This window comes from Lysobacter sp. (assembly GCF_035655815.1).
In the GTDB taxonomy this organism is placed as follows: domain Bacteria; phylum Pseudomonadota; class Gammaproteobacteria; order Xanthomonadales; family Xanthomonadaceae; genus Lysobacter_J.
In genome coordinates this window covers 139788-161410 of the sequence record NZ_DASRTS010000031.1, presented here as the reverse complement: position 1 = coordinate 161410, position 21623 = coordinate 139788, and the positions used below count along the sequence as shown (strand labels likewise).

Below are 21623 nucleotides of genomic sequence, written 5' to 3'. Positions count from 1 at the left end.
CACGGCCATGCATCTTGGGAGGGAGCATGAGCAGCAGTGACGCAAGCGCAAGACAGCTCGTCCATGCCGGACCCGTTCGGGAGCCGGTGGTCCACGCCCACGTGCTGGCGCTCGCCAGGCCGGGGCCCGCTTAGTTCGACACGAATCCCGGGGCATGCAGCGCGACGCGCATGCGTGTCCCGCGCACGCGCGTTGCGTGCGTCAGGGGGCTTTGAAGGCTGACCGCGACAGATGCCGGGCCAACGCAGCCCGGCCGCTATGGGAAGGACGATCGGAATGGACGTGCCGGGTCTGTGCCATCGCCGTGATCGCCGTACGCAGCGTCCATGGACGCCGTGTGGCGCACGGCCGTGCGTGTCTGCCGCGGTACATCCTCGCCTGTCCGCCTTTCCCGCCGATGGACGCGCCGCACGCACGGGCGCGCCCATGCCACTGCGCTCACGCTGAGGATCGGGGGCGGCGCCTCGCACGGGGCGGCGCGGCCGGGGGGACCGCAGCGTGGCGATGACAACCACCACAACCAGAAAACAAAAGGCGAGGGTAATCAGATGAGAGGGTGCAGGTGTCTCGCACTGACGACGACCGCGGCGACGGGGAAACGCAACGCATCGCCGGTTCGCAACGTCGTTGGTCGTCCAACTCCAGTGCTGAGGACAAGCTCATGAATCACAAGCTGAAGCGATTCAAGTCGAAGGCCATCTTCACCATCGTCGGTGGCGTCATCGTCATCAACCCGGCCTTCGCGCAGGACCCGCAGACGCAGCCGACCACTCCGGCCGCCACCGCGACCACCGCCGCGCAGTCGCCATCGCAATCAGCGTCGCAAACGCCGGCGCAACCCAGCGAGGCGACGACGCTCGACACCGTCACCGTGACGGGCATGCGCAACAGCCTGGCCGAGTCGATGTCGATCAAGCGCGACTCCGCCGGCGTGGTGGACGCGATCAGCGCCGAGGACATCGGCAAGTTCCCCGATACCAATCTCGCCGAATCGCTGCAGCGCATCACCGGCATCTCGATCGAGCGCCGCGACGGCGAAGGCGCGCAGGTGACCGCGCGCGGCTTCGGCCCGCAGTTCAACATGGTGACCCTCAACGGCCGCCAGATTCCCGGCGCGGACGCATTCGGTGCGGCCGGACAGGTGCCCATCGGCGGCGTGGAATCGGGCACGCGCGCGTTCAACTTCGCGCAGCTGGCGTCCGAGTCGATCAGCGGCATCGAGGTGTACAAGACCGGCCAGGCGCACGTGCCCAGCGGCGGCATCGGCGCCACCATCAACATCCTCACCGACCGGCCGTTCAACCACACCGGCCTGGTGGCCAACGTCGGCGCCAAGGCGGTGATGGACGAGTCGGCGCCGTTCGACAACGAAGTTACGCCAGAAGTCTCCGGCATCTTCAGCTACACCAACGACGACAAGACCTGGGGCGTGGGCCTGAGCGCCAGCTACCAGAAGCGCGAGGGCGGTTCGGTGCAGTCCACCGAGAACGCCTGGAACATCCAGCGCTGGACCGGTACCGATCCGGCGCTGCGTCCCGACGCCACCGTCGTCAACGCGCCGGCGATCGGCCAGCTGTACGGCATGCCCAACGACATCCGCTATGCGTTCTCCGAGTTCGAGCGCGAGCGCATCAACGGCCAGGCGGTGGTGCAGTTCGCGCCGACCGACGCGCTGACCTTCACGCTGGACTACACGTACTCGACCAACGAGATCATCGAGGATCGCGGCGAGCAGACCATCTGGCTGCAGCGCAACAACAGCTTCACGCACCTGGAGTTCGATACCGGCGAACAGGTCGCCACGCCGGTGTACCTGCGCGACGTCGTCGGCCTGAAGGACTTCGGCTACGAGCAGCAGCGCAACGAGCAGGAGTACAAGCTCGACTCGCTGGGCCTGAACGCCAAGTGGAACGTCACCGACCGCTTCATGCTCGAGTTCGACGCGCACAACACCACGTCCGAGAGCAACCCGAACGACCCGGTGACCGGCGGCGGCGCGACCTACTTCAGTATGGCGGGCACCAACAACTGCACCGTGGGTCCGTACTGCGGCGGCAACTGGGCGCAGGAGCTGCGATTCAACAACTCGTTGCCGATCGGCGCGCGCACCTGGTATCCGACCATGGCCGATGCGCTGGCGGGCACCAACGGCACCGTCAATCCGGACTTCCCGCCGGAGCAGTTGGGTTCGCAGGTGCTGCGCGTCAATGCGCTGCGGCAGGAAACGGAAGTGAAGCAGGGCCGCATCGACGGCTTCCTGGACTTCGACGACGGCCGATTCCAGTTCGGCGTCGATTCGTCGAAGGTCACGATGAAGCGCCAGCAGCACACCGAGAACTTCGCCACGCTGGGCGACTGGGGCGTGACCAATGCCGGCAACGAGCCCGGCATGGTGTCGCTGCTGAGCCCGATCAGCATCATCCGCCTGTTCGAGGACTTCAACCCGGCCGGCGCCGCCCCGGGCGCGTGGCGCGGCAACGCCACCCAGCTGGGCCAGTGGGCGGCGGGCGCATACGGGGTGGACTTCAGCCTCGATCCGCAGCTGGCCGCCGACAACCGCATCGAGGAGGAGACCCAGGCCGCCTACGTGCAGGTCGACATGGACGGCGAACTGGGCGGCATGACCACCCGCACGCGCATCGGCGTGCGCTACGAGAAGACCGACCTGGTCTCGACCTCGCAGGTGGCCATTCCCAGCGCGATCGAGTGGCAGGCCAACAACGACTTCCGCATCGTGCGTTCGGACGACGTGCAGCCGTTCAGCGAGAAGCACGACTACAGCTACCTGCTGCCCAACCTCGACTTCAGCATCGACTTCACCGAAGAGCTGAAGGGCCGCGCTTCGTTCAGCCAGACCATCGCGCGTGCGCCGTACGAGAACCTCATCGCCGCGCCGAATCCGAACCAGCCTACCGGCTCGATTCTGGTGAACCCGTCGACGCGTGCCGACGGCGACTCGCAGAACCCGATGCTGGATCCGCTGGAGTCGGACAATTTCGACCTGGCGCTGGAGTGGTACTTCGCCGACGCGAGCTACGTGTCGGTGACGTACTGGGACAAGCGGGTCGACAACTTCGTCGGTACCAGCGTGGTCCGCGAGTCGCTGTTCGGTCTGCGGGATCCGACTTCCGGTCCGGATGCGCAGGCCGCGCTGGACTTCCTGACGAGTGCTGCGTGCGTGTCGCAGGTGACCGCGGCCGGCGGCGACGCCTCCACGGCGTGCGCGTCCGACGACACCGCGCTGTTCACGGCACTGGCAATGTTGCGCAATCCGGAAACCGGCGGTCTTGGCGCCTACAACGGAAGCTCGGCGCAGGTGCTGGCAATGGAGACCGCCTACAACCTGGTGGGCGAGGCGGACGACCCGCTGTACGAGTTCGACGTGCAGCGGCCGGTCAACCAGAACAAGGCCAAGCTGCACGGCTGGGAGATCGGTGGCCAGTACTTCCTCGGCGATACCGGCTTCGGCGTGCTCGCCAACTACACCATCGTCGATGGCGATGTCGGCTTCGACGACGCGGGCGATCCGAGCGTCGACCAGTTCGCCCTGGTGGGCCTGAGCGACACCGCCAACGTCGTGCTGATGTACGAGAAGTACGGCTGGTCCGCGCGACTGGCGTGGAACTGGCGCGACGAGTACCTGATTCTGGCCAACCAGAACGGCTCCAACCGCAACCCGTTCTATGTCGAGGAATACGACCAGTTCGACCTGAACGTGGGTTACGCCTTCGACGATCACCTGTCGGTGACCCTGGAGGCGATCAACCTGACCGGCGAGGACGTGCGCTGGCACGGCCGCTCCGAGAAGCAGATCATCCGACTGGTCGACCAGAGCCCGCGCTACATGCTGGGCGTGAGGTACCGCTTCTGAAGTCTCTCCCGTGATGGACTTTGAGGCTGATGCGATAGGCCGGGACCGCTGCGAAAGCAGCGGTCCTCCTTTCTTTGCGCAGTGCGTCTTGCGGGCACCGCACCTTTCTGGAATGGTCCGGACGAACGGCTCCGGCATCGCCGGCACGCGCTGAGGCCCGATCCACCGCTGGAATACCGATGGCCCGATACGAACTGCTGGACAACCTCACGCACAAGGATCTGCGCGTCATCACGCGCTTCGGTCGCGAATTCGGCGACGAGGTCGGCATGGTGCCGGCGTTCCCCACCGAATACGCGCAACTGCAGCAGGAGTACCCGATCTTCTTCCGCAAGGATCGCGACAGCGGCGAATACCAGACCGTCGCGCTGCTGGGCCTGGAGCGTGGCGAGAACCTCTATCTGCGCGACGGACGCTGGAATGCCGCGTACCTGCCGGGCGCCATTGCCAAGGGCCCGTTCCTGATCGGCTTCCAGGAGCAGCGCATCGAGGGCGAACTGCGCCGCGAACCGGTCATCCACGTCGACATGGAACACCCGCGCGTCAGCCTGAGCGAGGGCGAGGCGGTGTTCCTGCCACACGGCGGACACAGCCCGTACCTGCAGCACATCATCACCGTGCTGCGCGGCATCCGCGACGGCGTCGACGCAGGCAAGGCGATGTTCGCGCAGTTCGACGCGCTGGGATTGATCCAGCCGATCGGAATGGACGTGAAGCTGGACGACGCGCATGGCGTCAACCTCACCGGCCTGCACGCCATCGATCGCGAGCGGCTGGCCGCACTGGACGGCGAATCGCTGCAGCGGCTCAATCGCGCCGGATGGCTCGAAGGTGCATTCCTGCTGCTGGCTTCCATGCACAACATGCGGCGCCTGATGGCGGAAAAGCAGCGTCGCCTGCGCGAGCAGGATGGCGTGGCGACATCGGAGCGGGCCGCCTGAGCGGGCACTGACATGGTCGAGGTGGCGGGTTCGATTCGCGTACTGGAGGGCTGCCGCCCGGATGCGCTGCCGCTCGATGCATTGCTTGAAGGCGGCCAGCCCGTGGTGTTGAAGGGCCTGGTGCGCGACTGGAGCCTGGTGCAGGCGGGATTGCAGGGCATGCAGGCCGCGATGCAGTACCTGCGCGGCTTCTACAACGGCCAGCCGGTGCGCTATTCGTATGGTGGCCCGGAAGTGGCCGGCCGGCCGTTCTACAACGCCGATTTCAGCGACCTCAACTGCGACGTACGACGCAGCAGCCTCGACCAGGTGCTGGACGAGATCGCGTCGCATGCCGACGACGCGAAGCCGCCGACGTACTACGTCGCCTCGCTGCTCACCGACGGCTGCCTGCCGGGGCTTCGTGAGTCGAACGATCTTGATTTCGCCGCGCACGGCATCAGCGCGCCGCCGAGCATCTGGATCGGCAATCGCGTCATCGCGTCGTGCCATTACGACGCGCCCAACAACATCGCCTGCTGCGCGGTCGGTCGCCGCCGCTTCACGCTGTTCCCGCCGGAGCAGATCGTCAACCTGTATCCAGGTCCGCTGGAACCCACGCCGGGCGGGCAGGCGGTCAGCGTGGTCGATTTCGCCAACCCGGACTTCGAGCGTCATCCACGTTTCCGCGAAGCTCTGGCCGCAGGCCAGAGCGCGCTGCTGGAGCCGGGCGATGCGGTGTTCATCCCCAGCATGTGGTGGCACCACGTCGAGGCGCTGGATTCGTTCAACGTGCTGATCAACTACTGGTGGAGCAGCATGCCGGCGTACATGCCCACGCCGATGCACGCGCTGTACCACGCGATGTGGACCATCCGTGACCGGCCCGAGCGCGAGAAGCGGGCTTGGCGCGAGGTGTTCGACTACTACGTGTTCGGTCCGGCGGATCGTGCCGGCGAACACCTGCCCGGGCACGTACGCAACGTGCTCGGGCCGTTCGACGAAGCCATGTCGCGGCAGATGCGCGCGATGCTGATCGGCAAGCTCAACCGGTGAGGGGTGTCCTGAAGTAGAGGTTCCAAATCCCGCAGCGAGTCGATGGAAACCCGAAACCATCATCCTGGCGAAAGCCTGGATCTATTTGATTTCCAAGGTCGCGTGTCGACGCAACAGCAAGATGGATCCCGGCCTTCGCCGGGATGACGGCCACAGGTCTGAAGGAGAGGTGACAAGGTGGAAACAGGCAGAATTCGCAGAGTCGTGATTGCCGGCGGCGGCACCGCGGGCTGGGTGGCCGCATGCGCGCTGACGCACCAGTTCCGCGACCTGCTCGACATCACGCTGATCGAGTCCGAACAGATCGGCACCGTCGGCGTCGGCGAATCGACCATCCCCACCATCCGCACTTTCCACCGGCTGTTGCAGATCGACGAGCGCGAGTTCCTCAGCAGCGTGGCCGGCAGCTTCAAGCTGTCGATCTCGTTCGAGAACTGGCGCCGGCCGGGCGAGCGTTACTTCCATCCGTTCGGCTACACCGGCCTGGGCACGTGGTCGTGCGAGTTCCACCACTTCTGGCTGGAAAGCCTGCAGAGGGGCATGAAGTCCGAACTCGGCGATTTCTGCCTGGAGACCATCGCCTCGCGCGGCGATCGCTTCGCGCTGCTCAACCGCGGTGAGGCGGCGCAGCAGTGGTCGATGCGCTGGGCCAACACGCCGCTGTCGCCCGAGCGCATGGAAGTGAACTATGCCTATCACTTCGATGCCGCGCTGTACGCCGCCTTCCTGCGCCGCAAGTCCGAGGGGCGCGGCCTGACGCGCATCGAGGGCAAGATCCGCGAGGTGCGGCAGGATCCGGAGAACGGCTTCATCCAGTCGCTGGTGATGGAGGACGGGCAGGTCGTCGAAGGCGACCTGTTCATCGACTGCACCGGCTTCCGCGGCCTGCTGATCGAGCAGACGCTGCGCACCGGCTATGAGGACTGGAACCAGTGGCTGCCCTGCGATCGCGCGGTGGCGCTGCAGACCGAATCCACCGGCCCGGCGGTGCCGTACACGCGCGCCATCGCGCACGAGGCCGGATGGCGCTGGCACATCCCGCTGCAGCATCGCGTGGGCTGCGGCCTGGTGTTCTCCAGCCGCCACATGTCCGACGACGAAGCAGCGGCGAAGCTGCGTGCCGACGCGGGCGCGCCGGCGATCCGCGATCCGTGGCTGGTGCCGTTCCGCACCGGCCGCCGCCTCAAGGCTTGGAACAAGAACGTGGTGTCGCTGGGCCTCGCCAGCGGTTTCATCGAGCCGCTGGAATCCACGAGCATTCACCTTTCGCTCAGTGCCATCGCGCGGCTGCTGCATCTGTTCCCGCACCACGGCATCGACGAGTCGCTGGTGCAGCGTTACAACGATGTCAGCCGCGCGGAGATGGAACACGTACGCGACTTCATCATCCTGCACTACCACGCCAACCAGCGCGACGAGCCGCTGTGGCGGCAATGCCGCGAGATGTCGCTGCCCGACGACCTCGCGCAACGCATCCAGATGTTCCGGGATCGTGCGCATGCATGGCAGGGCGAGGACGAGCTGTTCCGCCTGGATTCGTGGACCCACGTCATGCTGGGCCAGGGCATCATTCCGAAACAGCATCACATGCTCGCGCGCGCGTTGCCCGATGCCGACATGCAGCGGTTGTTCGACGCGATCCGTCAGCCGCTACAGGGCGCGGTCGCCACCATGCCGTCGCACCAGGAGTTCCTGGACCGCTACTGCAAGGCATCGCCGGAGGTGTGGGAACGGAAGAGGCCGGCCATCGAGGCATGACCGCACGGCGGACTTCGACATGCTGCTGAACCTGCATCGCGACGTGCGCGTGCAGCGCCTCGCCATCGGCGCCGAACAGGCGCCGCTGCTGGTCATCGACCAGCTGGTGGCGGACCCGGAACGCCTGGTCCGCAAGGCCGCGAGCAACCATTTCGCACCGCAGGGCGCCATGTTTCCCGGCGTGCGCGCACGTGCGCCGCTGGCCTACGAACAGTTCCTCGCCACCGCGCTCAAGCCGCTGCTGATGCAGGCCTTCGATCTGCCCGAAGGTCGCTTCGTGTTCCCGATGTGCCATTACTCGCTCGTCGCACTGGACGCGGCCAGGCTGGAGTTCCTGCAACGCGTGCCGCACATCGATTCGACCGACGGCAATGGCCTGGCGACGGTGCACTACCTGTTCCGCGGCGACTGGGGCGGCACCGGCTTCTACCGGCATCGCGGCACCGGCTTCGAGGTCATCGACGAATCACGCCGCGAGCACTATTTCAGCGCGTTGGCCGAGGAGCGGCGTGGCCGCGACGCGCCACAGCCGCGCTACATCGACGGCGATACCCCATTGTTCGAACAGGTGGCCAAGGTGGACGGCGTGTTCAACCGGATGGTGGTCTACCGGCGCAACTCGTTGCACTCGGGCAACATCGACAGCGAACGCGTACCGCCGCCGGATCCCGTGACGGGCCGGTTGTCGATCAACAGCTTCATCGACGTGGTGCGCTGACAGCGGCGCGTTCGCGGGAACGTCGCCCAATGAGAATGACGCAACTGGGAAGATCGCCGTCATCCCAGCGAAAGCCGGGAGCCATGTTGCTCGAGTGCCTCTTGCCAGCGCCGGAGCGCGCCCGAGCCTTCTCGTCTCGTCTCGTCTCGTCTCGTCTCGCGAGCGTAGGAGCCAGCTTGCTGGCGACCCACGTCCCGTTCTTGCCCGTCGCGAGCAAGCTCGCTCCTACAGAGTGTTAGAAGGAACGCCGTGCTCAGCGAGACCGGTTGATCTCGTCGCGCATGCGCCGCGCCTCGGCGGCCGCAGCTTCCGCGTAATCCTCGCCCTTCGATGCATACAGGATCGCGCGCGAGCTGCTGACGATAAGGCCGGTGCCGTCGCCCGTCTTCGCATTGGTCACCACGGCCTCGACATCGCCGCCTTGCGCGCCCACGCCGGGCACCAGGAAGGGCACGTCGCCGACGATGGCGCGCACTTCCTTCAGTTGTGCCGGCCAGGTCGCGCCCACCACCAGCGCGCAGTTGCCATGGCCGTTCCATTCGTGCGCGACCTTCCGCGCCACGTGCTGGTACAGCGGCCTGCCATCGATCTGCAGGTCTTGCAGGTCGCCGGCGCCCGGGTTCGACGTGCGGCACAGGATCACCACGCCCTTGTCGGCGCGGTCCAGGAAGGGTTGCACGGAGTCGCGTCCGAGATAGGGGTTCACCGTCACCGCGTCCGCGCGGTAACGGTCGAACGCCTCGCTGGCGTAATGCTGAGCGGTGCTGCCGATGTCGCCGCGCTTGCTGTCCAGGATCACGGGGACGTCGGGATGCGCCTGTTGCAAGTGGGCGATGAGGCGCTGCAGCGCGTCCTCGGCGCCGATGGCGGCGAAGTGCGCAATCTGCGGCTTGAAGGCGCAGGCGTACTCGGCCGTGGCATCGGCGATGTCGCGGCAGAACGCGAAGACCGCATCGGGCTCGTCGGCGAACTTCGCGGGGAACCTGGCTGGCTCGGGGTCGAGGCCGACGCAGACGAGGGTGCCGGCCTGGCTCCAGCGCTGCTTCAGGGATGCGATGAAGGACATGGCGGGTTCCTCGTGGTTTCAGTGCGTGCGCTGCGGCCGAGCGACGTTCTCCGTGCGCTCCCCGCCCTTGTGACGTCATCCCCGCGGCGGGGAGCCAGCGTCGTTGTTCTGAGCCGCCATCCCGCAAACGCGCAGATCAAGCGACGCTGTTTCTTGAGCCGTCATCCTCGCAAATGCGGAGATCAAGCGACGTTGTTGTTTCTTGAGCCGTCATCCCCGCGAATGCGGGGATCCATGCCTGCGTTGCATCACGCTTGACGACGGTGGGGTTGGATTCCCGCTTTTGCGGGAATGACGAGCAACAGCAAGAGCGACAGCAAGAGCACGGCAACAACAAGATCAAGAGCAGACGGATCCCGGCTTTCGCCGGGATGACGATCTGACAAAGCCGCGCCCGCAGATGCGGGCGCGGGTCAGATCGTCACTTGAGCGCCTTGAAGCGCAGGCGGTGCGGGCCGGCGTCGGCGCCCATGCGGCGCTTCTTGTCTTCCTCGTACTCGCGGTAGTTGCCCTGGAAGAACTCCACGTGCGAGTCGCCCTCGAAGGCGAGGATGTGCGTGGCGATGCGGTCCAGGAACCAGCGGTCGTGCGAGATGACGAACGTATTGCCCGGGAACTCCAGCAGCGCGTCTTCCAGCGCACGCAGCGTTTCGATGTCCAGGTCGTTCGACGGTTCGTCCAGCAGCAGCACGTTGCCGCCCTGCAGCAGCGTCTTGGCCATGTGCAGGCGGCCGCGTTCACCACCCGACAGCGTGCCCACCAGCTTCTGCTGGTCCTGGCCCTTGAAGTTGAAGCGGCCGATGTAGGCGCGCGACTGGATCTCGATGCCGTTGATGTTGAGGATGTCCAGGCCGCCCGACACTTCCTGGAAGACGTTGTGGTTGCCTTCCAGCTTGTCGCGGCTCTGGTCCACGTAGGCCAGCTTCACGGTCGGGCCGATGTCGATCTCGCCCGAGTCCGGCTTTTCCTGGCCGGTGATCATCTTGAACAGCGTCGACTTGCCGGCGCCGTTGGGGCCGATGATGCCGACGATCGCGCCCGGCGGCACGCTGAAGCTCAGGTTGTCGATGAGCAGTCGGTCGCCGAACTTCTTGCTGACGTTCTTGAACTCGATGACCTTGTTGCCCAGGCGCTCGCCCGGCGGAATGAAGATCTCGTTGGTCTCCTGCCGGCGCTGGTAGTCGACCGACTGCAGTTCCTCGATGCGCGCAAGACGGGCCTTGCCCTTGGAGCGGCCGCCCTTGGCGTTCTGGCGAGCCCATTCCAGTTCCTTCTGGATGGCCTTCTGGCGCGCCTTCTCCTGGTTCTCTTCCTGCTTCAGGCGCTCGTCCTTCTGCACCAGCCATTCGGTGTAGTTGCCCTTCCACGGAATGCCGCGGCCGCGGTCGAGTTCGAGGATCCACTCGGCGGCGTTGTCGAGGAAGTAGCGATCGTGGGTGACGGCCACCACGGTGCCGGTGTAGCGCGCCAGGAACTGCTCCAGCCATTCCACCGACTCGGCGTCGAGGTGGTTGGTCGGTTCGTCCAGCAGGAGCATGTCCGGCTTCTGCAGCAGCAGGCGGCACAGCGCGACGCGGCGCTTCTCGCCACCCGACAGGTTGCCGATCTTCGCGTCCCAAGGCGGCAGGCGCAGCGCGTCGGCGGCGACTTCCAGCTGGTTTTCAAGCGTGTGCGCGTCGCCGGCGGCCAGGATGGCCTCCAGGCGTTCCTGTTCCTTGGCCAGCGCGTCGAAATCCGCGCCTTCCTCGGCGTAGGCGGCGTAGACGGCTTCGAGCGCGGCCTGGGCGTTGATCACGTCGCCCACGCCTTCCTCGACCGCCTGGCGGACGGTCATCTCCGGATCGAGCTGCGGCTCCTGCGGCAGGTAGCCGACCTTGATGCCCGGTTGCGGACGCGCCTCGCCGACGAAGTCCGTGTCGACGCCGGCCATGATCTTCAGCACGGTCGACTTGCCCGCGCCGTTGAGGCCCAGCAGGCCGATCTTGGCGCCCGGGAAGAACGACAGCGAGATGTCCTTGATGATCTGACGCTTCGGCGGCACCGTCTTGCTGACGCCGTTCATGGTGTAGATGTATTGCATGCGCTCTCCGGAACCGGGACGCGCCCATGCCGGCCGGGACGGCCTGATCGGGCGGGTGGAAGCGGCAATTATCCCGCAGAGCCGGTCGGTTTCCCAGCGCGGGAGCGGGCAGGCTTCAGCTTGACGTGGCGCCGGTCGTAGCCCCGGGTAAGCGAAGCGCACCCGGAGTTCCGGCGGACCTGGCGCGGGTGGCCCAGCGGCTCAGCCCGGGCCAAGGCGTCAGATCCAGACGATGAACGCCACCACCAGCGCCACGCTGGCGTACTTCAGGCCGTAGTACAGCGACTTGTTGCGCTCGCGCAGGGCCTTGGCCTTCAGGCGCAGGGCATAAAAGTACTTGAACAGGCGGTTGATGCCGCCGGTCTTGTCGCCTTCCATGTTGGGCGATGCCCCGGCCGCGATCAGGTGTCGCGCCACGAAGCGGTTGAAGGCCCGCGCCGCGCCGAACTGCAGCGGCCGTTCGACGTCGCAGAACAGGATGATCCGGTTGCTCTGCGTCTCGTTGCGGGCGCTGTGGATGTAGGTCTCGTCGAACATGGTCCATTCGCCGTCGCGCCAGCTGTAGCGCTGGCCGTCGACCTCGATGAAGCAGCCGTCGTCGTTCGGCGTTTCCAGCCCCAGGTGCAGGCGCAGCGAACCGGCGTACGGGTCGCGGTGCGGACGCAGCTCGCTGCCCGGCGGCAGTTCGGTGAACATCGCGGCCTTCACGCTCGGGATCTGCCGCAACAGCGCGGTGGTCTGCGGGCACAGCTCGGCCGCGGACGGGTGCGCGTCGTCGTACCACTTCAGGTAGAACCGCTTCCAGCCGCGGCGGAAGAACGAGTTGAAGCCGACATCGTTGTAGCCGTCGGCGGCCTTGATGTGCTGCAACTCGCGCAGGCGCCGGGCCTCCTCGCGGATGATCTGCCAGTTGTCCCGCAGGGGTTTCAGCTCGGGGAAATGGCGGCCGGGATCGTCGATGAAGGGCGTGGTGGGCACGCGCGAGAACGCGTACATCAGCACGTTGACCGGCGCCATGAAGGTGGAGTGGTCCAGCAACTGCCGGCCCAGGCGGTGCCGCACCCGGCCGCGCAGGTGCACATACACCGCGCTGGCGAGGAACAGCAGGACGAAGACCCATTTCATGGTCGGAGAGTTTTCCAGTGGGGGGTGGGGGCGCTCGGCCCGCGGGCCTTTGCTGGCCGCATTTTAAGCCCTGGGCTACCATCTTCGACCGGGCCGCGCCAGCCCTTGAGGCCCAATCACCCCACGTCCGAGGTTCGCGAATGTTCCCCAGCTCCGCCCGTATCGCCGGTTACGACGATGAACTCGCCCAGGCCATCGCCAACGAGGCGCGTCGCCAGGAGGACCACGTCGAGCTGATCGCCTCGGAGAACTACGCCAGCCCGCGCGTGCTGGAGGCGCAGGGCAGCGTGCTGACCAACAAGTACGCCGAAGGCTACCCGGGCAAGCGCTATTACGGGGGCTGCGAGTACGTGGACATCGCCGAGCAGCTGGCCATTGACCGCCTCAAGCAGCTGTTCGGCGCCGATTACGCCAACGTGCAGCCGCATTCGGGCTCGCAGGCCAACCAGGCCGTGTACTTCGCCCTGCTCAACCCGGGCGACACCATCCTGGGCATGTCGCTGGCCCACGGCGGCCACCTGACCCACGGCGCCAAGGTCAACGCGTCCGGCAAGCTGTTCAACGCCGTCCAGTACGGCGTCAACGACCAGGGCCTGATCGACTACGACGAAGTCGAGAAGCTGGCGCTGGAACACAAGCCGAAGATGGTCGTGGCCGGCTTCTCCGCGTACTCGCAGCACATCGACTGGGCGCGCTTCCGCGCCATCGCCGACAAGGTCGGCGCGTACCTCTTCGTCGACATGGCGCATGTCGCAGGCCTGGTCGCCGCCGGCGTCTACCCGAATCCGCTGCCGCACGCCCACGTCGTCACGTCCACCACGCACAAGACCCTGCGCGGCCCGCGCGGCGGCATCATCGTGGCCAAGGACCCGTCCGAGGAGCTGGTGAAGAAGCTGCAGAGCATCGTCTTCCCGGGCATCCAGGGCGGCCCGTTGATGCACGTGATCGCCGCCAAGGCGGTGGCCTTCAAGGAAGCGCTGGAGCCGGACTTCACCTCGTACCAGCAGCAGGTCGTGAAGAACGCGCAGGCGATGGCCAGGACCATCATCGAGCGCGGCTACAAGATCGTCTCCGGCGGCACACAGAACCATCTGATGCTGATCGACATGATCGGCAAGGGCGTGACCGGCAAGGCTGCCGAGGAAGCCCTGGGCAAGGCGCACATCACCGTCAACAAGAACGCCGTGCCCAACGATCCGCAGAAGCCGTTCGTGACCTCGGGCCTGCGCATCGGTACCCCGGCGGTGACCACGCGTGGTTATGGCGAGGCCGACTGCGTCGAACTGGCCAACTGGATCTGCGACGTCCTCGACGCGCCGAACGACGACAAGGTCATCGAAGCGGTGCGCGGCAAGGTGACGGCGCAGTGCAAGAAGTTCCCGGTGTATGGCTGATACGGGAATCGGCAATCGGGAATCGGGAATGGCAGCAACTCGACGCTCCGGGCCTGCTTTCCGATTCCCCATTCCCCATTCCCTACTGCCGGCCCGCTGATGCATTGCCCCTTCTGCCAGCATCCCGACACCCGCGTGATCGATTCGCGCGTGTCGGACGACGGCGCCACCATCCGCCGGCGCCGCGTGTGCGAGGCCTGCGGTGAGCGCTTTTCCACGCTCGAGACGATCGAGCTGAAGCTGCCGCTGATCATCAAGAGCGACGGCCGGCGCGAGGCATTCGATGCCCGCAAGCTGCGCGCCAGCTTCGACCGTGCGTTGCAGAAGCGGCCGGTGGCGGAGGAGCAGATCGAAGCGTCGGTCCGCGCCGTCGTGCACCACCTGCGCATGACGGCCGAACGCGAGCTGCCGTCGCGTCGCGTCGGCGATTTCGTGATGACCGAACTGCGCAAGCTCGACCATGTCGGCTACGTGCGTTTCGCCTCGGTGTACCGCTCGTTCCAGGACGTGGCGGATTTCCGCGAAGAACTCGACCGCCTGGAAAGCGACAACTCCGGCGAAGGCCAGTTGCCGCTGCTGGACGGCGAATCCGAGCCCGCGCCCCGCAACCGCAAACGCTGAAACGATGAGTGCATTCACTCCCACCGACCACGCGATGATGGCGCGCGCGTTGCGCCTGGCCGAACGTGGCGCCTACACGACCAAGCCCAATCCGATGGTCGGCTGCGTGATCGCGCATGGCGACGAAGTGGTAGGCGAGGGCTGGCACCAGCGCGCGGGCGAGCCGCACGCCGAGGTCTTCGCGTTGCGTGAAGCGGGCGAACGTGCTCGTGGCGCGACGGTCTACGTCTCGCTCGAACCATGCGCCCATACCGGCCGCACCGGTCCGTGTGCGGACGCACTGGTCGTCGCAGGCGTTTCGCGCGTGGTCGCGGCGATGCGCGATCCATTCCCGCAGGTGGACGGTGCCGGCTTCGACAAGCTGCGCGCCGCCGGTATCCAGGTCGAATCCGGCCTGATGGAAGCGCAGGCGCGCGCGCTCAACCGCGGCTTCATCTCGCGCGTGCAGCGCGGACGGCCGTGGCTGCGCGTGAAGCTGGCCACCAGCCTGGACGGGCGCAGCGCGCTCGCCAGTGGCGAGTCGAAGTGGATCAGCGGCCTTCCGTCGCGCGAGGACGTGCAGCGCTGGCGCGCACGTTCCGGCGCCATCCTCACCGGCGCAGGCACGGTGCTGGCCGACGACCCGCAGCTGACCGTGCGCCTGGGCGACGACACGCCGTTCGTGCCGCCACTGCGCGTGGTGCTCGACCCCGGCCTGGCGACCATCACGCGCGGCCGCGTGCGCGAAGGCGACGCGCCCACGCTCTACATCCACGCGCCCGATGCCAAGCCGCCACGCGGAATCCAGGCGCAGCTCGCCGCCGTGCCGGTGCGCGAGGGCCGTTTCGACCTGGAAGCCGTGCTGCGTCTGCTGGCCGAGCGTGGCGTCAACGAGATCCAGCTGGAAGCCGGCGCCACCCTGGCCGGCGCGTTCCTCGGCGCGGGTCTGGTCGACGAGGTCCTGCTGTACGTGGCGCCGGTGCTCCTGGGCGAACGTGCGCGGCCGATGTTCGACGGCCTGGGCATCGATTCGATGGCGCAGAAGCTGCAGATGTCGATCGTCGAGTCCCGTTACCTTGGGCAGGATGTGCGCCTGCTGCTGCAGCCTCAGGCAGGCGGGGCAACCGCGTGAGTGAAGCAGGCGCCGGCGGTTCGTCCTTCAAGGACCACTTCTCCGGCATCGCCGCCGACTACGCCGCGGCACGGCCCGAATATCCGGACGCACTGTTCGATGCCATCGCGGGCGTCGTGCCGCCGAACGCGCATGTCTGGGAACCCGGCTGCGGCAGCGGGCAGGCGACGAGGGGGCTGGCGTCGCGTTTCGCCCATGTCCACGCGACCGAACCCAGCGCCCGGCAACTGGAGCAGCACTGGGCGCAGCCCGGCAGCGACCGCGTAAGCCTGGCGGTGGAGCCGGCCGAGAAGACCGCACTCGCCGAAGACAGCGTGCAACTGGTCGCGATCGCGCAGGCGCTGCACTGGTTCGATCGCGAGCGCTTCTTTGCCGAATGCCGGCGCGTGCTGACTCCGGGTGGCGTGTTGGCCGCCTGGGGTTACGGGGATTTCCTGCCGCCGGAAGGCATGGCGGATGAGATCGCGGACTTCCGCGCGCGCATCGAGGCGTACTGGCCGCCCGAGCGCGCGCAGATCATCGCGCACTACGCCGGCTACGACTGGCCGTTCCCGGCGCTGCCCGCGCCGCAACTGTGGCTGGAGATGGAATGGAATCTGGCCCATTTCCTGCGCTACCTGGCCAGCATGTCCGCCACGGCCCGCTGTCGGGCGGGGACCGGGATCGACGCCGTCGCCCATCACGCGCCCGCGCTGGCCGCAGCCTGGGGCGATGCCGACGAGACGCGCACGATCCAGTGGCCGCTGTTCCTGCACCTGCGGCGCAAGCCCTGACGCAGCTCCGTAGGAGCCAGCTTGCTGGCGACTGGGGGTCGGACTGGCGGGTCGCCAGCAAGCCGGCTCCTACGAAGCGTCCATCGCATGCCGTCGCTGGAACTGCCCGAACCACGAGCGGAACGATGGATCCGCAGGGGGCCGAACACGTCAGATGCTAGAATCCCCCGCGCCGGTTCGCCGGCAGACAATTCGTAACGTCTTCAGGGCGGGGTGAAATTCCCCACCGGCGGTAGGCACGACCAGGCTGTCACAGCCACGCGTGCGAGCCCGCGAGCGCTTCGACATTGATGCGAGTCCCCTCGCAACGCCCCGCACATTCCTTGTGCGGACGCTTCAATGGCGAAGGTCAGCAGATCCGGTCCGATGCCGGAGCCGACGGTCGGAAATCGCGGGCAACCGCGCTTGCCGGAAAGTCCGGATGAAAGAAGACAGCCGCACACGGCCGCAACGCCGTGCGCCTGCCTCATGCCTTGGGGCGTTTTTCGTTCATTCCTCACGAATGCGGGAAACGTTTCATATGCAGATTTCTCCACAGAAGCCCGTACGTCCATCTACGGGATCTTCAGGAAATGCCCTCGAGCACCACCGCCTGCGTCCCTGCCGGATGGAGGCGCGCTGATGTTCACCGGCATCATCGAAGGCGTCGGCCGACTGGCCGCCAGCGAGCGTCGCGGTGGCGACGTGCGCCTCACCGTCGAAGTCGGCACATTGCCGTTCCAGGCCGTCCAGCTGGGCGAGAGCATCGCCGTCAATGGCGTATGCCTGACTGTGGTGGAGTTCGACGCGACGTCCTTCGCGGCGGATGCGTCCAACGAGACGCTGTCGCTCACCACGCTGGGCAACCTCAAGCCCGGTGATGCGGTGAACCTGGAGCGCGCGATGCGCCCCACCGATCGCCTGGGTGGCCACCTGGTCAGCGGCCACGTCGATGGTCTGGGCCGCGTCGAAGGCATCGCCGAGGACGCGCGCGCGCAGCGCTGGCGCTTCAGCGCACCGGCCACGCTGCTGCGTTACGTCGCGAAAAAGGGTTCGATCTGCGTGGATGGCGTCAGCCTCACCGTCAACGAAGTGGACGAGTCCGGCTTCGAGGTCGCGCTGATCCCGCACACCGTCGCGCATACGCGCTTTGCCGACACACGCGTCGGCGACGCGGTGAACCTCGAGATCGACCTGGTCGCGCGCTACGTCGAGCGCCTGCTCGCCGGTCGCACGGAATAAGGAAGAACGACGATGCCTTTCAGCCCGATTCCCGAACTGCTCGAGGAAATCCGCAACGGCCGCATGGTCGTGATCGTGGACGACGAAGACCGCGAGAACGAAGGCGACCTGATCATGGCCGCCGAACTCGTGCGTCCGCAGGACATCAACTTCATGGTCACGCATGCGCGCGGCCTGGTGTGCCTGTCGCTCACGCGCGAACGTTGCCGCCAGCTCGGCCTGCCGCCGATGGTGCGCGACAACACGTCGCCGCACCACACCAACTTCACGGTGAGCATCGAGGCCGCCGAGGGCGTCACCACCGGCATTTCCGCCTACGACCGCGCGCACACCGTCCGCACCGCGGTGCGCCCGGACGCGTCGGCCAGCGACCTGGCGCAGCCGGGCCACATCTTCCCGCTGCAGTCGCAGCCCGGCGGCGTGCTCAACCGTGCCGGGCACACCGAGGCGGCCAGCGACCTGGCGCTGCTGGCCGGGCTGGAGCCGGCCGGCGTGCTGGTGGAGATCCTCAATCCCGACGGCAGCATGGCGCGCCGGCCGGAGCTGGAGGTCTTCGCCGCCGAGCACGGCCTGAAGATCGGCTCGATCGAGGAGCTGATCCGCTACCGCCTGGCCACCGAGCACACGATCGAGCGCGTGGACGAGCGTGAGATCGATACCGAACACGGCCCGTTCCGGTTGTTCACCTATCGCGACCGCGTCAGCCACGCGCTGCATTTCGCGCTGCGCCGTGGCGAGGCCGATGCGGGCACGCCGACGCTGGTGCGCGTGCACGTGCAGAACCCGCTGGTCGATGCGCTGCACTGGCGCCGTCCCGACTTCGGCCCTGCGGTGGGCGACGTGCTGCGGATGATCGCGGCCGAAGGCCGTGGCGCGCTGGTCCTGCTGGCCGAGCACGCCGATGCGGACGCGCTGCTGTCGCGCATCCGCGCCGCCCAGCACCCGGACGAGACCCCGCCCGCCCGCGGCCACGCCCTGGCCGAATGGCGCCGCAACGGTGCCGGCGGCCAGATCCTGGCCGACCTGGGGCTGGGCCGGCTGCGCGCGCTGGGCACGCCCCGCAAGCAGATCGGCCTGGCGGGCTTCGGCCTGGAAGTGGTCGAGTACGTCGAGATTCCGCACTGAGTGTTTTGCCCCTCCCCGTGCTTGCAGGGGGAGGGAGCAGAGCACGCGAGGCCAGATGCCGAGCCGAAGCACCGTTGTCTCCTCCCCCTGCTTGCAGGGGGAGGTTGGGAGGGGGGCGTGAGGCGCGTCAGCGCCGAGTTCGCCGTCACGGCCGCATCGATCGTCGTACCCGCCGCCATCATGGCGCGGCGCGACTATGGACGGAATGCCCAGCCCAGCCATCCATGGTTGGGCGTTCGGCAGGCCACGCGGCAGTGCCACGTCGGCGGCCTGCCTCACCCTCCCCAGCCCTCCCCTGCACGCAGAGGAGGGAGCATTCCGATCCGCCCCGTTGAGCGAAACGCGCCAGGGGAGGGGGAACACGCGACCCGGGTTAGAATTCCCGCCCTTCACCAAGAACGCCCCATGACCCACTACGAAGGCGACCTGCGCTGCCCTCCGGGGGCGCGCTTCGCGATCATCGCCAGCCGCTGGAACCCGCGCATCACCGATACGCTGGTCGCCGGCGCGCGCAAGACGTTCGCCGACAACGGCGTGGGCGAGGAGGCGGTGGACGTGATCCGCGTGCCCGGCGCCTGGGAAATCCCGGTGGTCGCCGCGCACCTGGCCGAGGCCGGCACGCATGCCGCCATCGTCGCGCTCGGTTGCGTGGTGCGCGGCGATACGCGGCATTACGAACAGGTGGCCGATGGGTGTTCCGACGGCCTGATGCGCGTGCAGCTGGATTACCGCATCCCGGTCGCCAACGGCGTGCTCGCGGTGGAGCGTCACGAGGATGCCGAGGCCCGCGCTGGCGGCAGCCATGGCAACAAGGGCGAGGAAGCGGCGCTGGCCGCGCTGGAAATGAGTCATCTGCTGGGGCAACTGCCATGAGCGTGCTGTCATGAACCGTCGTCGTCCGGACGGCATCGATCCCGTCGCCCGCTCGCGTGCGCGCCGTCGCGCGCTGCAGGCCGTTTACGCGTGGCAAATGTCCGGCGCCAGCGCGCGCGAGGTGATCGCGCAGTTCGCGCACGAGCAGGCCAAGGAGCAGGCCGATCTCGAGTACTTCGAGGACCTGGTGCGCGGCGTGGAGCAGCACTGCGAGGATCTGGACGAGGCGCTCAAGCCGTTCCTCGACCGCGACATCGAGCAGGTCGATGCGATCGAGCGCGCCGCGCTGCGCATCGCCGCATACGAACTGCGCATGCGCCCGGACGTGCCGTATCGCGTCGTCATCAACGAGGCCATCGAAACGGTCAAGCGCTTCGGCGCCGAGCACGGCCACACCTACGTCAACGGCGTGCTGGACCATGCAGCCGCAGCTTGGCGTGCGGTGGAAGTGAAGGCCCCACGCGGCCGCTGACGCCGCGCATGCCGCGGCTCCATAGCACCGCCGCCCGGCGTCTGGAGGAACCGTGACCGACACACTTCACGGCGCGGCCGAGTTCGACCTGATCGCACGCATCCGCGCGCGCGTCGCCAACCGCGACGACGTCGTGCTCGGTATCGGCGACGATGCCGCACTGCTGCAGGTGCCCGTGGGCCAGCACCTCGTCGTCGCGATGGACACGCTCAATGCCGGCGTGCATTTCCCCGAGGACACGGCACCGGCCGACATCGGCTGGAAGGCGCTCGCGGTGAACCTGTCCGACCTGGCCGCGATGGGCGCGGAGCCGGCCTGGTGCACGCTCTCGCTGTCGATGCCGCAGTCCGATGCGGGCTGGGTGGACGGTTTCCTGGACGGTTTCCTCGAACTCGCCGCGCAGCGCCGCGTATCGCTGGTCGGTGGCGACACCACGCGCGGGCCGTTGTCGATCAGCGTCACCGTGCACGGCCTCGTCGCGCCTGGACGCGCCTTGCGCCGCGATGGCGCACGCGTGGGCGACGACGTGTGGGTGAGCGGAACCCTGGGCGATGCGGGCGCGGCGCTGCAGCAGTGGCGCGACGGCGCTCCGCGGGATGCCTTCCTGCGGCAACGTCTGGACCGGCCCACGCCGCGCATCGCACTAGGACTCGCGCTGGCGGACGTGGCCAACGCCTGCATCGATATTTCCGACGGGCTGCTCGCCGACGTGGCGCACGTGTGCCGTGCGAGCGGCGTCGGTGTGTCTTTACGTGTGGGGGACCTGCCCGCATCGCCCGCGTTGCGCGCGACGTTCGACGAAGACGCACGCCGCGCGCTGCAGGCCGGCGGTGGCGACGATTACGAACTGTGTTTCACCGCGCCGGGCGAACTGCGCGACGAAGTGCAACGGCTGGCCGCACAGGCCGATACCGCCGTGACACGCATCGGCACCGTGATCGAAGGGCAGGGCGTGCAGGCCGTGGATGCCGACGGCGCCGTCTGGAATGCGTCACGCGCGGGGTACGAGCACTTCGGCTGATCATCCCGGGCCGGTTCGGCATCCCAAGTGACCATCCCTGATCTGGATCAGCGACGAGCGTGCCGGTCGCGTTACGATCGACCCCCCTGCTCCGAGCTTGATGTCTGCCGGTTGCATCGGAAGCAGGAGCATGGACTGGGCGAGACATCGCCCGCCGCGTCGCTCATCCCAGACGGAGGATTCGCGTGAACATGGACACAAGTTTTCTGATCGGCATGCTCTTCTTCGTGGTGCCGACCGTCTTGCTGGTGCTGTGGTTCATCATCAAGCGCAGGCGCGGCCAGGTCGGCAGCAACTGGGGCGCCGTGCTGATGGTGATCCTGTGCTGGGTGGTCGGGATGATGCTGGTGATGAGGAAGCTCGATCAGTTTCTTTGAGCAGAGCCGAACGCCCCCTTCGCGGTGGAGAGGGCGGGCGC

The 21623-nt window shown here is 67.3% G+C and carries 18 protein-coding genes and 1 riboswitch; of the genes, 15 read left to right on the top strand and 3 right to left on the bottom strand.

Annotation, left to right across the window (positions count from 1 at the left end):
- The first annotated feature begins 661 nt into the window (after window positions 1–661).
- The 5 genes from VFE83_RS08890 (at window position 662) to VFE83_RS08870 (ending at window position 8323) form a co-directional block, all read left to right on the top strand.
- Complete coding sequence (locus tag VFE83_RS08890; RefSeq protein WP_324905181.1) at window positions 662–3871, top strand: TonB-dependent receptor; 3210 nt, start codon at window positions 662–664, stop codon at window positions 3869–3871.
- Window positions 3872–4050: 179 nt separating this feature from the next.
- Window positions 4051–4812 (top strand): SapC family protein, encoded by a 762-nt coding sequence (locus tag VFE83_RS08885; RefSeq protein WP_324905179.1) that lies wholly within the window; start codon window positions 4051–4053, stop codon window positions 4810–4812.
- Window positions 4813–4824: 12 nt separating this feature from the next.
- Complete coding sequence (locus VFE83_RS08880) at window positions 4825–5847, top strand: cupin-like domain-containing protein (RefSeq protein WP_324905177.1); 1023 nt, start codon at window positions 4825–4827, stop codon at window positions 5845–5847.
- 177 nt (window positions 5848–6024) lie between these two features.
- The gene (locus tag VFE83_RS08875; RefSeq protein WP_324905175.1) at window positions 6025–7605 is read left to right on the top strand and encodes a tryptophan halogenase family protein; all 1581 of its coding nucleotides are present in this window, start codon (window positions 6025–6027) and stop codon (window positions 7603–7605) included.
- A gap of 19 nt (window positions 7606–7624) precedes the next feature.
- Window positions 7625–8323 carry a DUF6445 family protein gene (locus VFE83_RS08870; protein ID WP_324905173.1) on the top strand — a complete coding sequence of 233 codons (699 nt, stop codon included), beginning with the start codon at window positions 7625–7627 and terminating at the stop codon, window positions 8321–8323.
- A gap of 253 nt (window positions 8324–8576) precedes the next feature.
- On the opposite strand, the gene pyrF is transcribed toward VFE83_RS08870, so the two are convergent.
- The 3 genes from pyrF to lpxO all read right to left on the bottom strand — a co-directional run bounded on the left by pyrF (window position 8577) and on the right by lpxO (window position 12594).
- Window positions 8577–9389 (bottom strand): orotidine-5'-phosphate decarboxylase, encoded by an 813-nt coding sequence (pyrF, locus tag VFE83_RS08865; RefSeq protein ID WP_324905171.1) that lies wholly within the window; start codon window positions 9387–9389, stop codon window positions 8577–8579.
- A 421-nt stretch (window positions 9390–9810) separates the two neighbouring features.
- Window positions 9811–11469, bottom strand: a complete 1659-nt coding sequence (gene ettA / locus VFE83_RS08860; RefSeq protein ID WP_324905169.1) for an energy-dependent translational throttle protein EttA — start codon at window positions 11467–11469, stop codon at window positions 9811–9813.
- 219 nt (window positions 11470–11688) lie between these two features.
- Entirely contained in the window at window positions 11689–12594 is a 906-nt protein-coding gene (lpxO, locus tag VFE83_RS08855) for a lipid A hydroxylase LpxO (RefSeq protein ID WP_324905167.1), read from the bottom strand.
- 140 nt (window positions 12595–12734) lie between these two features.
- On the opposite strand from lpxO, the gene glyA reads away from it, so the two are divergent.
- The 10 genes from glyA to VFE83_RS08805 all read left to right on the top strand — a co-directional run bounded on the left by glyA (window position 12735) and on the right by VFE83_RS08805 (window position 21582).
- Window positions 12735–13988 (top strand): serine hydroxymethyltransferase, encoded by a 1254-nt coding sequence (glyA, locus tag VFE83_RS08850; RefSeq protein WP_324905165.1) that lies wholly within the window; start codon window positions 12735–12737, stop codon window positions 13986–13988.
- 99 nt (window positions 13989–14087) lie between these two features.
- Window positions 14088–14609 (top strand): transcriptional regulator NrdR, encoded by a 522-nt coding sequence (nrdR, locus tag VFE83_RS08845; protein ID WP_324905163.1) that lies wholly within the window; start codon window positions 14088–14090, stop codon window positions 14607–14609.
- Window positions 14610–14613: 4 nt separating this feature from the next.
- On the top strand, window positions 14614–15720 hold the full coding sequence (gene ribD / locus VFE83_RS08840; protein WP_324905161.1) for a bifunctional diaminohydroxyphosphoribosylaminopyrimidine deaminase/5-amino-6-(5-phosphoribosylamino)uracil reductase RibD: 1107 nt from the start codon (window positions 14614–14616) through the stop codon (window positions 15718–15720).
- On the top strand, window positions 15717–16493 hold the full coding sequence (locus VFE83_RS08835) for a class I SAM-dependent methyltransferase (protein WP_324905159.1): 777 nt from the start codon (window positions 15717–15719) through the stop codon (window positions 16491–16493). Before ribD ends, VFE83_RS08835 begins: the two co-directional genes overlap by 4 nt.
- A gap of 195 nt (window positions 16494–16688) precedes the next feature.
- Window positions 16689–16930: riboswitch (FMN riboswitch) on the top strand.
- A gap of 184 nt (window positions 16931–17114) precedes the next feature.
- A complete protein-coding gene (locus VFE83_RS08830; RefSeq protein ID WP_324905157.1) occupies window positions 17115–17714 on the top strand; it encodes a riboflavin synthase in 600 nt (199 codons plus the stop codon).
- Between the two features lie 12 nt (window positions 17715–17726).
- Window positions 17727–18839, top strand: a complete 1113-nt coding sequence (gene ribB / locus VFE83_RS08825) for a 3,4-dihydroxy-2-butanone-4-phosphate synthase (RefSeq protein ID WP_324905154.1) — start codon at window positions 17727–17729, stop codon at window positions 18837–18839.
- A gap of 405 nt (window positions 18840–19244) precedes the next feature.
- Window positions 19245–19712 (top strand): 6,7-dimethyl-8-ribityllumazine synthase, encoded by a 468-nt coding sequence (gene ribH / locus VFE83_RS08820; protein WP_324905152.1) that lies wholly within the window; start codon window positions 19245–19247, stop codon window positions 19710–19712.
- Window positions 19713–19722: 10 nt separating this feature from the next.
- Window positions 19723–20184: a transcription antitermination factor NusB gene (gene nusB, locus VFE83_RS08815; protein ID WP_324905150.1), complete on the top strand. Its 462-nt coding sequence runs from the start codon at window positions 19723–19725 to the stop codon at window positions 20182–20184.
- 52 nt (window positions 20185–20236) lie between these two features.
- The gene (gene thiL, locus VFE83_RS08810) at window positions 20237–21205 is read left to right on the top strand and encodes a thiamine-phosphate kinase (RefSeq protein WP_324905148.1); all 969 of its coding nucleotides are present in this window, start codon (window positions 20237–20239) and stop codon (window positions 21203–21205) included.
- 185 nt (window positions 21206–21390) lie between these two features.
- A complete protein-coding gene (locus VFE83_RS08805; RefSeq protein ID WP_324905147.1) occupies window positions 21391–21582 on the top strand; it encodes a hypothetical protein in 192 nt (63 codons plus the stop codon).
- Window positions 21583–21623 lie beyond the last annotated feature (41 nt).

Coding starts and splice junctions, on each gene's coding strand:
- VFE83_RS08890 (WP_324905181.1), top strand. CDS start 662: ATGAATCACAAGCTGAAGCGATTCAAGTCGAAGGCCATCTTCACCATC.
- VFE83_RS08885 (WP_324905179.1), top strand. CDS start 4,051: ATGGCCCGATACGAACTGCTGGACAACCTCACGCACAAGGATCTGCGC.
- VFE83_RS08880 (WP_324905177.1), top strand. CDS start 4,825: ATGGTCGAGGTGGCGGGTTCGATTCGCGTACTGGAGGGCTGCCGCCCG.
- VFE83_RS08870 (WP_324905173.1), top strand. CDS start 7,625: ATGCTGCTGAACCTGCATCGCGACGTGCGCGTGCAGCGCCTCGCCATC.
- pyrF (WP_324905171.1), bottom strand. CDS start 9,389: ATGTCCTTCATCGCATCCCTGAAGCAGCGCTGGAGCCAGGCCGGCACC.
- ettA (WP_324905169.1), bottom strand. CDS start 11,469: ATGCAATACATCTACACCATGAACGGCGTCAGCAAGACGGTGCCGCCG.
- lpxO (WP_324905167.1), bottom strand. CDS start 12,594: ATGAAATGGGTCTTCGTCCTGCTGTTCCTCGCCAGCGCGGTGTATGTG.
- glyA (WP_324905165.1), top strand. CDS start 12,735: ATGTTCCCCAGCTCCGCCCGTATCGCCGGTTACGACGATGAACTCGCC.
- nrdR (WP_324905163.1), top strand. CDS start 14,088: ATGCATTGCCCCTTCTGCCAGCATCCCGACACCCGCGTGATCGATTCG.
- ribD (WP_324905161.1), top strand. CDS start 14,614: ATGAGTGCATTCACTCCCACCGACCACGCGATGATGGCGCGCGCGTTG.
- VFE83_RS08830 (WP_324905157.1), top strand. CDS start 17,115: ATGTTCACCGGCATCATCGAAGGCGTCGGCCGACTGGCCGCCAGCGAG.
- ribB (WP_324905154.1), top strand. CDS start 17,727: ATGCCTTTCAGCCCGATTCCCGAACTGCTCGAGGAAATCCGCAACGGC.
- ribH (WP_324905152.1), top strand. CDS start 19,245: ATGACCCACTACGAAGGCGACCTGCGCTGCCCTCCGGGGGCGCGCTTC.
- nusB (WP_324905150.1), top strand. CDS start 19,723: ATGAACCGTCGTCGTCCGGACGGCATCGATCCCGTCGCCCGCTCGCGT.